Origin of the sequence: Chryseolinea serpens (assembly GCF_900129725.1) — a bacterium.
Taxonomy (GTDB): domain Bacteria; phylum Bacteroidota; class Bacteroidia; order Cytophagales; family Cyclobacteriaceae; genus Chryseolinea; species Chryseolinea serpens.
Genome location: NZ_FQWQ01000001.1, coordinates 2,821,800 through 2,834,232, shown reverse-complemented (window position 1 = coordinate 2,834,232; position 12,433 = coordinate 2,821,800). Strand labels below are relative to the sequence as shown.

General features: G+C 51.1%; 13 protein-coding genes. 11 read left to right on the top strand and 2 right to left on the bottom strand.

What is annotated here, in order from left to right; all coding sequences use genetic code 11:
• Window positions 1–126 precede the first annotated feature (126 nt).
• From BUB30_RS11305 to BUB30_RS11275, 7 genes are read left to right on the top strand one after another with little or no spacing between them, the layout of a single operon-like run.
• Window positions 127–966, top strand: a complete 840-nt coding sequence (locus tag BUB30_RS11305; RefSeq protein ID WP_073133699.1) for an ABC transporter permease — start codon at window positions 127–129, stop codon at window positions 964–966.
• A complete protein-coding gene (locus BUB30_RS11300; protein ID WP_073133697.1) occupies window positions 963–2,162 on the top strand; it encodes an ABC transporter ATP-binding protein in 1,200 nt (399 codons plus the stop codon). The genes BUB30_RS11305 and BUB30_RS11300 overlap by 4 nt, the downstream gene beginning before the upstream one ends.
• Before the next feature lie 18 nt (window positions 2,163–2,180).
• A complete protein-coding gene (locus BUB30_RS11295; RefSeq protein ID WP_073133696.1) occupies window positions 2,181–3,035 on the top strand; it encodes an FkbM family methyltransferase in 855 nt (284 codons plus the stop codon).
• Between the two features lie 4 nt (window positions 3,036–3,039).
• A complete protein-coding gene (locus BUB30_RS11290; RefSeq protein WP_073133694.1) occupies window positions 3,040–3,948 on the top strand; it encodes a glycosyltransferase family 8 protein in 909 nt (302 codons plus the stop codon).
• Between the two features lie 2 nt (window positions 3,949–3,950).
• Window positions 3,951–4,937: a hypothetical protein gene (locus BUB30_RS11285; RefSeq protein ID WP_073133692.1), complete on the top strand. Its 987-nt coding sequence runs from the start codon at window positions 3,951–3,953 to the stop codon at window positions 4,935–4,937.
• A gap of 5 nt (window positions 4,938–4,942) precedes the next feature.
• A complete protein-coding gene (locus BUB30_RS11280; RefSeq protein WP_143164864.1) occupies window positions 4,943–5,824 on the top strand; it encodes a hypothetical protein in 882 nt (293 codons plus the stop codon).
• A 3-nt stretch (window positions 5,825–5,827) separates the two neighbouring features.
• Window positions 5,828–6,730, top strand: coding sequence for a glycosyltransferase family 2 protein (locus BUB30_RS11275; RefSeq protein ID WP_073133688.1), 903 nt, complete (start codon window positions 5,828–5,830; stop codon window positions 6,728–6,730).
• A 7-nt stretch (window positions 6,731–6,737) separates the two neighbouring features.
• Here BUB30_RS11275 and BUB30_RS11270 read toward each other — a convergent pair whose 3' ends face one another.
• Window positions 6,738–7,748 carry a glycosyltransferase family 2 protein gene (locus tag BUB30_RS11270; protein ID WP_073133687.1) on the bottom strand — a complete coding sequence of 337 codons (1,011 nt, stop codon included), beginning with the start codon at window positions 7,746–7,748 and terminating at the stop codon, window positions 6,738–6,740.
• A 3-nt stretch (window positions 7,749–7,751) separates the two neighbouring features.
• Window positions 7,752–8,378, bottom strand: coding sequence for a class I SAM-dependent methyltransferase (locus tag BUB30_RS11265; protein ID WP_073133685.1), 627 nt, complete (start codon window positions 8,376–8,378; stop codon window positions 7,752–7,754).
• A gap of 77 nt (window positions 8,379–8,455) precedes the next feature.
• On the opposite strand from BUB30_RS11265, the gene BUB30_RS11260 reads away from it, so the two are divergent.
• From BUB30_RS11260 to BUB30_RS11245, 4 genes are read left to right on the top strand one after another with little or no spacing between them, the layout of a single operon-like run.
• Window positions 8,456–9,562, top strand: coding sequence for a glycosyltransferase family 4 protein (locus tag BUB30_RS11260; protein WP_143164863.1), 1,107 nt, complete (start codon window positions 8,456–8,458; stop codon window positions 9,560–9,562).
• A 37-nt stretch (window positions 9,563–9,599) separates the two neighbouring features.
• The gene (locus BUB30_RS11255) at window positions 9,600–10,583 is read left to right on the top strand and encodes a class I SAM-dependent methyltransferase (RefSeq protein WP_073133681.1); all 984 of its coding nucleotides are present in this window, start codon (window positions 9,600–9,602) and stop codon (window positions 10,581–10,583) included.
• 18 nt (window positions 10,584–10,601) lie between these two features.
• Entirely contained in the window at window positions 10,602–11,489 is an 888-nt protein-coding gene (locus BUB30_RS11250; protein ID WP_073133679.1) for a glycosyltransferase family 2 protein, read from the top strand.
• Complete coding sequence (locus BUB30_RS11245) at window positions 11,486–12,424, top strand: NAD-dependent epimerase/dehydratase family protein (RefSeq protein ID WP_073133677.1); 939 nt, start codon at window positions 11,486–11,488, stop codon at window positions 12,422–12,424. Before BUB30_RS11250 ends, BUB30_RS11245 begins: the two co-directional genes overlap by 4 nt.
• The last annotated feature ends 9 nt before the right edge of the window (window positions 12,425–12,433 follow it).

Below are 12,433 nucleotides of genomic sequence, written 5' to 3'. Positions count from 1 at the left end.
TCACTACCTTTGAGGTTGGTGACAAAGCCTTAGCGTTCAAATTCGAAGGATTGAAGGTTTTTTGTGGTCGGGAATTTTGAGCCCGATTATTGAACGTTTAAAGAAGGCCAGGAAGCGCCTATTTTAATGCAGGCACAGCAGAAAGAGAACATCATCTCGTCCGACCGTTCGGTCATTTTAAATTTAAGTGAGCTTTGGTCTTACCGTGAACTTTTTTACTTCTTCACCTGGCGTGAAGTGAAGGTGAAATACAAGCAGACTGCGCTCGGCGTGATCTGGGTGGTGCTTCAGCCTTTGATCATGGTGGCGATCTTTTCCTTCTTTTTCGGGCACGCGCTGAAGAACGATAACTTCCTCGGATTGCCCTATCCTGTTTTTGTTTTTTCCGGGCTGTTGCTTTGGAATTTTTTTTCCAGCAGCGTAAACACGGCGGGCAACTCCATGCTCACCAATGCCCCGATCATAAAAAAAATATATTTCCCGCGCATTATCATTCCGGTGAGTGCCTTATTGGTTTCGGGTGTCGATTTTATCGTGGCCTTTGTTGCCTTCGTGGTCACCCTTATCTATTACCAGGTACATGTAGATGTACTGGCGTTGATCGTCTTCTGGCCACTGGCGCTGGTATTTGTTCTCTTGGGAACGCTCGGCATCAGCTGCGGGCTTGCCGCCCTGAATGTGAAGTATCGCGATTTTCGCTATATCATTCCCTTTGGTTTACAAATCGCCTTGTTTGTAAGCCCCGTGATCTATCCCGCGTCCAACACCAGTAACCCTTGGGTGAACTATGTACTGGCGCTCAATCCCATGTATGCGGCCATCAATTTTTTCAGAGTGCCGCTAACGGGTACGAGCGAGATGAATTTTTTTCTGGTGATGATCAGCTCCGTTTCGGCCATCGTTTTCCTGTTGCTGGGCATCTATTATTTTAAAAAGACGGAAGCTTTTTTTGCAGACATTGCATGAAACCTATTCTTGAAATTGAGCATGTGTCGAAACGTTTCCGGTTACATCATCAGGGTGCCAGCTACCTGAGCTTTCGCGATCGCATTACGAACCTATTCAAAAGCACCGATGTGACGGAGGACTTTTGGGCGGTGTACGACATTTCATTCCAGGTGCAGCCCGGCGAATCGATCGGTATCATTGGGCGAAATGGTGCTGGTAAATCTACCTTGCTAAAAATATTATCGCGCATCACACCCCCCACATCGGGCCGCATCATCAGCCGTGGACGCATCGCCAGTTTGCTGGAAGTGGGCACGGGGTTTCACCAGGAGCTTAATGGCCGCGAGAACATCTACATGAACGGATCTATCCTGGGGATGAAGAAAGCCGAGATAGACAAACACTTCGACGAGATCGTGGACTTTTCGGGGACAGAAAATTTTTTAGATACGCCTCTGAAACACTATTCAAGTGGTATGCAATTGCGTCTCGCCTTTGCCGTAGCCGCTCACCTCGAACCCGAGATATTGATCATCGATGAAGTGCTGGCGGTGGGCGATGCGGAATTCCAACGCAAGTGTCTCAAGAAAATGGAAGACGTAAGCAGAGGCGGTCGCACCATTCTTTTTGTCAGTCACAACCTGGTGGCTGTCGGCAATCTCTGTACACGGGGCGTGTTGCTGAAGAGCGGGCGTGTGGTGGCCGAAGGCGATGTTAAGGACGTCATACGGGCGTACCAGATGGATTTTGAGATGAACCAGAACACCCTGTGGCAACGCACCACGACCAGTCGGGCGCCGCTTTGGTTCGAGACCATAAAGATACAGCTCAACGGAGACCAACCTGCCTTGAGCTTGACCATTGACCTGGCCCTTCGTTCTGAACGAAAACACAGTAAAGGATTTTTGGCGTTCGACATCATCAATTCACTTGGTGTGACGGTGATGCAGGCCATCCCGCGCATCGACCCCTTTATTGAATATCAACCCGGTCTGCAAAATTTAGAAATTTCCATAGACCTCCCGCCCCTGGTGCCCGACACCTATTCGCTTTCACCCTGGCTGGGAGCTCACAACAACGAAACGTTCGACATGGTGAACAACGCGGTCATGTTTGAGATAAACGAATCGCCCACAAAAGGGAGAACATTTCCTCACACATACGACCACGGCTCCATTGTGCCGCCGTCGTCTGTTCTGAAGTATACCAAATAAGGCATACCCCACGAATCCGTGAAAGAAAGAAAACAATATCTGCTCTACATCCTTCGTCAATATTCGTTTGGGGAATTGATCTTGCTGGCCACGGCGTTGGCCACGGATTTTGTCTGGCACAAACTCCCGGTGTACCTCTTGCGCACCCGGCGCTCGTTTAGCCGCTACCGGTCGTTGGGTATCGCCACACGCCGGGAGAAAGAACACACGGTCCTCTCCTTCGAAGGTCAACAAATCTATCTCCGCCGTGACTCCTCTGACTTCATGGTATTCGATCAGATCATGCTCGAGGAGGAATTCAAACCTTTTGTACAGTTGATCGCTGAGGAAGGCATTGTTATTCGGAACATCATTGACTGTGGCGCGAACATTGGTCTCACGTTGCTTTATTTCTCGCGCAAATTTCCAGGCTGTAGCGTATTGGCCCTGGAACCCGAACCGGAAAATTTCCGGCAACTGTCGCGCAACATCAAGGCCAACGACCTGGATCGCGTGCGCCCCGTGCAAGTCGGGGTGTGGTCGAAGAAAGCGTTGCTCGAGCATGATGTGTCGTTCTGCCATGCTAAAGACTGGGCCTTTTCGGTGCGCGAGTCGAGCCAGGGGGCCGGTAGCATCGCCGTTGACACGCTGGACAACATTATGAGCGAACATGATTTTCCTGACGTGGACTATATCAAGATGGATGTGGAGGGCTCGGAGTTTGAATTGTTTCGCAACCTGGGCTCGTGGGGTAAGGCGCTTTCCAAGGCCAAGGTCATCTCCATCGAAGTGCATGAAAAGAAAGGTCCGATGACCGAGATCGAGGACCTTCTGATCGCGGCGGGTTTCAAAGTAAAACGGTTCGGCGAACTTTTAGTAGGGACACGAACGTAGCTTCATGAAAACCCTGCACCTGGCCGCTGCATTCGATCAACATTACCGCGCACCTTTCTATGCATGGTTCTATTCCGTTTTGGATCATCATGCAAACACATCCGTTCACTTTCACCTCATCGCCACAGGTATCCCGGAAACGGAAAAACAGGATATCGCCGATATCGCCCGCAAGCATCGGGTGTTTTTTTATAACATCGACGAGGCATTTACTGCACGATTTGTGCTTGGTAGCAAATGGACTCCTGCTGTATACTATCGGTTATTTTTTCCTTTCCTCGTGCCACCCGCGGTGGAGCGGCTCTTGTACCTCGACGTCGATACCATTGTGCTGGCCGACCTCACGGATTTCTATTCGCTGGACCTTGGGGGAAAACCGTTGGGCGCGGTATATGACAACTATGTGATAACGCAGCCCTTGCTGGGGATAAACGAACCCGGAAATTATTTTAATTCCGGCGTGATGCTCATGGATCTGAATCAATGGCGGCAAACCAAAATTTCGGAGCAGGTCATCGATTATCTGTTAAAATACCCGGAAACGATTCGCTTTGTCGATCAGTGCGGGCTCAATGCCATTTTGGTGAATGCGTGGAAGAAGCTGGACGAGCGCTACAACTACTTGTATTCGTATGTACCCCAGGAACGGAGCTTCGGGGAATTAAAAGAGTTGCTCCGCGACAAATACGTTGTTCACTTCACCTTGGATCGACCTTGGGAGATGCTCTGCAGAAACCGGTTGAGATTTTTGTATTTTGAATATCGGAAAAAATGGAACGGCCGGACTTCGAAATACACCGATTTTGCCTGGAGTAAAGTGCCGGCCTGGCTGAGGATAAGAGCGATTGAATTTTACTTTGACACCCCTTGGATAAGAATGATCTGGCGTGCCCTCAAACCTAAAAGATCCTGAACATGAACCTGGTCATGCAGTCGTTTGGTAGGGAGAATGAATACAGGCGTGCCATCCTGACGATCTATAGTTTTTATGCGCACTATGGCTGGCCGTCGACGGCGCGTGTAATTTTATTCACCGATAAGGAAGCATACTTCAAGCCTTACCTGGAGTCCTTCCCGATAGATTATATTTTTTTGTCGCCGGAGAAGATCAGGAACATGCGTGGCGAGATCGACTTTCTTCATCGCATGAAGATCGCCCTGATCGACGAGGCCATGCAACTTTCGGACGACAACATTGTATACGTAGATTCGGATACTTTTTTTATTGCCGATCCACGGTCGATAGAAACGCGGATCACTCCCGGCACCGCGTTTATGCACTTGAAGGAATATGATTTCGAGAGCCTGAAAGACAAAGCACTGCCCGCGGGAAAAACATTTCGGGCCTTCTATCAACTGCTTCGCTCAAACCAGTTCGATCTTGCTGATAAAAAAGGAGTCACGATCCCTACAACGGCGATTTCCTGGAATGCCGGCGTTATGGCCTTTCACCGCTCGCATCACGCCTTGCTGAACGATGTCTATTTGCTGACCGATCAATTTTATCCGCTCACAAGCAATCACGCCAGCGAGCAGTATGCTTTTTCGATCGTGCTTCAGCAACGTCTCAACGTGCTGGCCTGCGACGACGTGGTGTATCATTATTGGTATCGGATTGAAAAACAAATAGCCGACCTTTGGACCGCCCAGCACATCAACGATGCGTGGCGTTCGAAACCACTGTCGGAGCGGTTAACGGAAATCAAACATATGACCACGGTATTTCCCAGGCTCTTTCAAGACCATATTCTGATGCTCCAGGACCGGGCCATCCAGGCCTTTAATGTGGACGATTTTAAAACAGCACGAAAGTGGGCGCTGCGCGCGTGGTTGCGGAAACCCTGGGATATTCATTTCTTGCGGGATGTGTTGTATCACGTCAGACGCAGTGTGAAAAGATAAATACGATGATGGAAGCCATTAAAGTCGGTTTTTGTGTGGCCTATGACTGGTACTTGCTCGAGTATGCCCTTCCGTTGATCTATGCCGATGCAACCGTCATCGGTCTGTCGATCGATCAGGATCGCATCAGTTGGAGTGGCAATTCCTATCCGTTCGATGAAGCCGGATTCAAGGCGTTGATCACAAAGCTTGATCCTGAAAAGAAGATAAGAGTGTTCGAAGAGAACTATCATTTGCCCGACCTCACCCCCATGCAAAACGAGGTGCGCCAACGCAACCTCATGGCCAAACACCTCGGTGAAGGTGGATGGTTTGTCCAACTGGATTGCGATGAATACTTCCTGAATTTTTCGGGATTTGTGCGCTACCTGAGAAGCTTACCATTTCAACTCACCAGGCGCGCCAACATCTGTTGTCCCTGGATCATTTTGTATAAGCAAACCGACGAAGGGTTTTTATATGTCGATCCCCTGGAAGCCGCCAGAACGGAGTTCATGCAAATCGCCACGCGCGAGCCGGGATACGAATACGGGAGAAGGAACGGCAACTTCAACCTATATGTCAACTTCAGCATCTTGCATCAATCGTGGGCGCGCAGCCGCGCAGAAATTCAGGAGAAGATAAACAACTGGGGGCACAGCGATCATTTTGATAAGGAAAAATATTTTTCTTTCTGGGACAAACTGAATGCGTCGAATTTCAATGAGGCAAGAGACATACATCCTATCAAGCCTCGGGAATGGCCCAGACTGAAGTATGTAAAAGGAAGATCTATTCCGGAATTGCTGAAAAACTTTCCCCTTGCTGCCATGCCCGCATACTCCCGGTCGAAATTGTTTTTCAAGAATTCACGGTTCTTTTCAAAGGTTCGAAGCTTATTTAAATAAAAAATGACAACCAAGCCTGCCCTCTCTGTGATCGTTCCGACCTACCAAGGGGCTGCCAACATACTGACTACGCTTAACTCACTCGAGCGCCAACGCCTGCGCGATTTCGAAGTCATTGTTGTGATCGATGGCAGCACGGACAACACGCAGGAGGTGATTGAAAAAGCCACGTTCACATTTCCCCTTCACCTTTGCGTCCAGCCAAACAAAGGTAGGGCCGGAGCGCGGAATGCCGGTGTAAAAGCGGCCCGGGCAGACATCTTGGTTTTCTTCGACGACGACTTGATCATCGAAGACGATGTGCTAACCCAATATCAAGCCCTGGCCAACGAACATCATCCCATTGTTGTCGGCGGCCTTTATGCTGTGCCACCGGCTGGTCCGGATGAGTTTTCTGACTACGCAAAATACCTTGACACCAAATGGGTCTCCGGCATCACCCAGGCCTCGCGGAGTGTGTTGAAGGATCCTTATCTGACTGCAGCGAACTGCATGATAAACCTGGACGTATTCAAACAACTCGGAGGCTTCGATGAACGTCTGCGTGACGCTGAAGATTTTGACCTGGCCGTAAGAGCATTTGAAAAGCATATCCCGATCTTGCTCGATAAGAACATCCTGGCAGGCCATCACCTCCAACCCGACTTCAGGACCTATGCCCGGCGACTCGTAGAATATCAGAAAGCGCAAAGCACGCTCAGGGTTGTCAACCCCGCGGCTGCGCGCTACACCGCGGCCCGTGCACAAAGAAGCCGGGCGAAGAAAATTTTCTACTGGCTATTGGCCGGCCAAGCCTGGATCAGCCTCGTCGATAAAAACGCTCTTCGGTTTCTGCCCCGCAAAATGAGGTTTCGGATTTACGATTTGTTGCTGACGGCCTACGCCGTTACGCGCAGCACAAAATGAGTACTCCTCACGCCTTCACGCGCATGACCTCCAGCGCAGGTTTGTAAATTAGTTTTGAGGTGCGTGTATTCATTCCGCGAGGCTGCGAGGGAATATCACGCAAAAGGTAAGGAAAGAGAACGCGGTAGGCATGCAATACTTTTTTCAACTGCAGGCGCGTGGTGGAAGAGTAAAAGGGCGTCGTCAGCAAAATAGTAAGACAATTCAGGTAGCTGATGAAAATATAGCCGAGGTAGGATAGCCAGCCTTTTTTATACCACACCAGCGACAGCGATAGACGCGATTGAATATACATCAGCTCGCGGGGCGCGCTTTTGCCACCCAGGTGAATGATGGAGGCTTCCGGGAAATAATAGACGGCGTAGCGTGTGGCGATGCGTTCACGGATCCACTCGGTGTCTTCACAGTACATAAAAAAGTCGGTGTCGAAAAAACCGGTATCACGGGCCACATCGGCGCGCAAGAACATGAATGCTCCCGATACATCGCCCACCCGCTGCGAACGGGTGAAGTCGAAGTTTTGATGCTTGTCGCGGCCAAGGCGCCGAACGATGGCGTGAGCGATTGGATTCTCGATCGTGAAAAAAGTCCACAGACTATTGTGGAGGTAGGGCCATATGGAGGGCTGTAGTGTTTTGTCGTCGTTCAACAACCGGCACCCCAGCAAACCAATATTCTGTGCTTGGGCAAACGGAGAAGTCATGAACGTGAAACATTGTTCAAGCGCTCCGGGCAACGCGATGGTGTCGGAATTCAGCAGCAGAAAAAATTGACCCCGGGCCACGGCCATACCTTCGTTGTTTGCCCGGCCAAAACCAAGATTTTCGCCGGCTTTGATCAGCACGAGGTCCCGAAAAAGTTCGGCAAAGGTGTCGGCTGGCCGGTCTGTCGAATGATTATCAACGAGGATGACTTCAAACGAGACGCGGGTCGGATCTAATGTTTGGTAAATGGATTCGATGCAGGCCCGGGTGAGGTCGAACGTGTTGAAATTGACAATCACAATGGAAAGATCCATGTGTTACCGGGGTTTGGCTTGAATGCCGTACTGCAGGAATTGTGACTCGGCCCAGTAGCCGAAGGTGGCGATATTGAACAGGTAGAACTTCTTTGAATCGGTCGGTCGAATGCCTTGCTGGGTGGCGATGTCGTAGCCGCACTCCTGGAACATGCGCTCGATGCTTTTCTTCGTGAAGAAACGCAGGTGGGTCTTGTCGAAAATGCCAGCCTCCTCATACTTCCAATCGCGCGACAGCAGCATCTGCATGAAGTCGTGAAAGTATAAAATGTTGGGGATGGAGGTGACAATAACGCCCCCGGGGTTGAGCAAGTCCTTACAATAACGCAGTGCGCTCCAGGGGTCGACCAGGTGCTCCAGGACATCATTGAACGAAATGACATCGAACTTTCTGTCGATCTTCAGCGAAGCATCGAAGTAGCCGTTGATGACCTTGTCCAGTTTTTTTTGGGCTTCCAGGGATGGTTCGTATACAGGTTCTACGCCCCACACCTCGCAGCGAAAGGTTTCCTTTACCAGTGCGGCAAAGTATCCTTCACCACACCCCACGTCCAGCAGCGACGTGATACCGGGAGGTATGAAGGCAAGCATCTCCGAGCGATTCAATTTATAGTATTGCGCGTTGGGCATATCCCGGTTTTTCGTCAAAAATAAATATAAATGCGATAAACCTTTTTTAGTAACATTGATCTTTTATTTGTACCGTGTTGAGGAGGAAGATCGTCTATATCGTCTCGGATGTCGAGAAATCACTTGCTTTTGAGTGGATGGCCGCCCATTTTAACAGCCGTGCCGAGCTGTTCTTTCTCCTGATCGGCAAGCGACAAACAGCACTCATTTCCTTTTTGGAGCAGACCGGCGTGCGCTACCAGGTGGTGGCCGACGAAGACGGGGCATCGTTCTTCCGGAAGTGGCTGGCCGTGCTGTCGCTCTTGCGAAGGGAACGACCCCACGTCGTGCATGCGCACCTCTGGCGGGCCCAGCTGATGGGGATGACGGCCGCGTGGTTGCTACGCGTTCCGAAGCGAATATTCACCCGTCACCATGCCGCCTTGCACCATGAAGTATACCCCACCGGGTTGAAATGGGATAAGCTGTGCAATCGATTGGCCACCGGCATCGTGGCGATTTCACAAAATGTTCAAAATATCCTCACGCAATGGGAAGGCGCAGCGCCCGCTAAAATACACCTCATACACCACGGCTTCGACCTCGCGTATTTCGCGCAGCCCGACCCGCAGGCAGTGGCCAGCCTAAGGCAAAGGCACGGGGTTCCTCCGCGTCGACCCGTGATCGGCGTCATTGCCCGCTACCTGGAACTGAAAGGTATTCCCTATGTGGTGGAGGCCTTTAAAACTATCCGAAAAGAATTTCCCGAGGCGTTTCTGATCCTGGCCAACGCCCATGGCGTGTATGCGCCCGTGATCAAAAAAAGCCTTGCCGATGTTCCGGCCGAAGCCTACAAAGAGGTTATCTTTGAAAATGACCTGGCGTCATTGTATGCCGTGATGGATATCTTTGTTCACGTGCCCACAGGCCCTCATGTAGAAGCTTTTGGACAAACCTATGTGGAAGCCCTGGCAGCGGGTGTGCCCGCCGTGTTTACGCTGTCGGGCGTAGCGCCGGAGTTTATCGTGGACCGGAAGAACGCCTGCGTGGTAGCGTTCCGGAATGCCGGCGACATCGCTTCGGCGATAAGCAACATTTGGCAAAACGATGCCTTGCGCGAAAACCTGGTCACCGAAGGAAAGCGATCGGTGCAACCGTTCAGCCTGGAGAACATGCTGCACAAACTGGAAACCTTGTATGCCTGATCGCTATGCGTCCATCCTCAATTGACATCAAAACAGCATGACCCCACCGGATATACGGCTCATCAATCCCTCCAACAAAAAGCCCTTGAAGGTTCAGGATGGACAGTTGATTGACGATGATGGAAATTCGTTCCCCCTAAAAGAAGGCGCCTATCGCTTTGTGCAAGACGATAACTACACGGCCAACTTCGGGTTTCAGTGGAATAAATTTCAGAAAACACAGATCGATCGCTTTCAACGCACGGTAGACCAAAGCCGTGAACGTTTTTTTGCCGTGACGAAGTGGGACAAGATCGACCTGACAAATCAAAACATCCTGGAAGTGGGCTCCGGCGCCGGTCGCTTTTCGCAAATCGTACTCAACCACACCAACGCGAATTTGTATAGCGTTGATTATAGCAACGCCGTGGAGGCCAACTTCCGGAACAACGGTCCACATCCTCGTTTCCATCTTTTCCAGGGCAGTGTGTACGATCTGCCGTTCGCCCCCGCGCAGTTCGACAAGGTTTTTTGTTTTGGCGTTTTACAACACACCCCTGACTTCAAGCGCTCGGTGGGTGCGTTGGTGGAGATGGTGAAACCGGGTGGTGAGTTGATCGTGGATTTTTACCCGGTGAAGGGATGGTACACCAAGCTTCACGCCAAGTACCTGTTGAGGCCCTTCACCCGAAACATGAACCACGAAACATTGTTATCACGCATTGAGGCGAATGCCGGGTGGCTCATTTCGGCTTCACGATTTTTCGACACCATAGGTTTAGGTCGGATCGTGAATCGATTCCTGCCGGTGTGTGATATTCGCACCACCATTCCGCGCGAGCTCGACAAAACGGCTTTGCGCGAATGGGTTATTCTTGACACCTTCGATATGTTTTCGCCGGCCCACGATCATCCGCAGCGTTTGGATGTGGTGGGGCAATGGTTCAAATCGTTCGGTCTCACGGAGGTGGAAAAGCTCACGATCCCCTATGGCGACGGCAACACGGTGACGGCCGTTCGCGGGAAGAAGCCGACCACGTAAACTAACTTGAACGACACTATGCCAGATATATTTTTCTCCATCGTCATTCCCACCTATAATCGCGCGGATTATATCCGCAAGACTGTGGAGTCGTTGCTGCGGCAAGACGCTACCGCCTACGAGATCATTGTAGTGGACGATGGCAGCACCGACAACACTGAAGACGTGCTGGCGCATATCAAAAGCGACAAAGTGTCTTATCACAAAAAAGCCAATGCCGAGCGGGGCGCGGCTCGTAACTACGGCGCCCGGCTGGCCAAAGGCACGTACATCAATTTTTTTGACTCCGACGACGTGGCGTATCCCAACCACTTGAGCGAAGCCCACAAGGCAATAGCCAGTCTCCATCAACCCGAGGTGATCCACCTGGGCTACGATGTGAAGGATCCCGAAGGCAAATTGCTGCGGACCGCCAATACGTTCCCCCCGACCATCAATGATGCGTTGATCGATGGGAATCACCTCAGTTGCAACGCCGTGTTTGTGCGACGTGACATCGCCGCCCAATGGCCATTCAGTGAAAACCGCCTGCTGTCGGCATCCGAAGACTATGCTCTCTGGCTCAAGCTGGCCTCGCGGTATGATATTCGATGCTGGAATGTGGTGACGTCCACGGTGGTGAACCACGAGCTGCGCAGTGTGCTGACGATCAACCTCGAAAAGTTTTTGCAGCGCATGGAGATCTTATGCCAGGAGTTAAAAGCCGACGAAGCCTTTCTGAAAAGGTATGGCAGCCGTTGGAACACCTTCCGGTCGTATCGCGACATCTATATTGCCCTTCACCTGGCCATGGCCCGGTATCCGAAAAGAAAAAGTATTGGCTACCTTTGGCAGGCCGCCCTATTGCGACCCCAGGTGATATTGACCCGGCGGTTTATGGCCGCCTTAAAAAATGTTTTAGTATGACAAGAATATTGGTGACCGGCGGCGCCGGAAATATCGGGGCTTCCCTGGTCGAGCGACTCGTGAGCGACCCGGAGAACTACGTGGTGGTCGTCGACAATCTGAGCACTGGAAAATCGCGCAATCTTTCCGCAGCCTCGAAGCACAACAATCACAAATTTATAAAGTGCGATGTGAACGTGCTCGACGACATCATGCCCGTCATGACGGCCTATCGGTTTGACTATGTCTTTCATTATGCTGCTGTCGTCGGCGTTCAGCGTACGCTGGATCATCCCGTTCAAGTGCTCCGCGATATCGATGGCATCAGGCATATTCTCAGTCTCAGCAAGAACACCGGCGTTCAGCGCGTATTCTATTCTTCTTCGTCGGAGGTGTATGGAGAACCTGTAGAGATCCCGCAACACGAAAAGACCACGCCGTTGAACTCACGGCTGCCCTATGCGATCGTGAAGAACTTAGGGGAGGCCTTCTGTCAGTCCTACTTCCAGGAGTACGGGTTGAACTATACGATCTTTCGCTTTTTCAACACCTACGGCCCGCTTCAGAGCAGCGACTTTGTGCTGACAAAATTCATCAAGGCCGCCCTGGCGAACGAGCCCCTCACCATCTATGGCGACGGAAGCCAATCGAGAACCTTCTGTTATATCGACGACAACATGGAACTCACCGTGCGTGCGTTGAAGGAAGGACACTTTATTAACGATGTGGTGAATGTGGGCAACGATGTTGAGATAAGTATTTTGAGTCTGGCCCAGATGGTCATCAGCACCCTGGGCTCAACGTCGTCCGTGGCGCACCTGCCACCGTTGAAGGAAGGCGACATGACGCGTCGCAAACCTGACATTTCAAAAATGAAGCAGGTGCTCGGCCGGGACCTGACGCCATTGGGCGAGGGCATCCGGCGTGTAGCCGATGCTTTGAAATCGCAGCGTTAACCAAAAAGC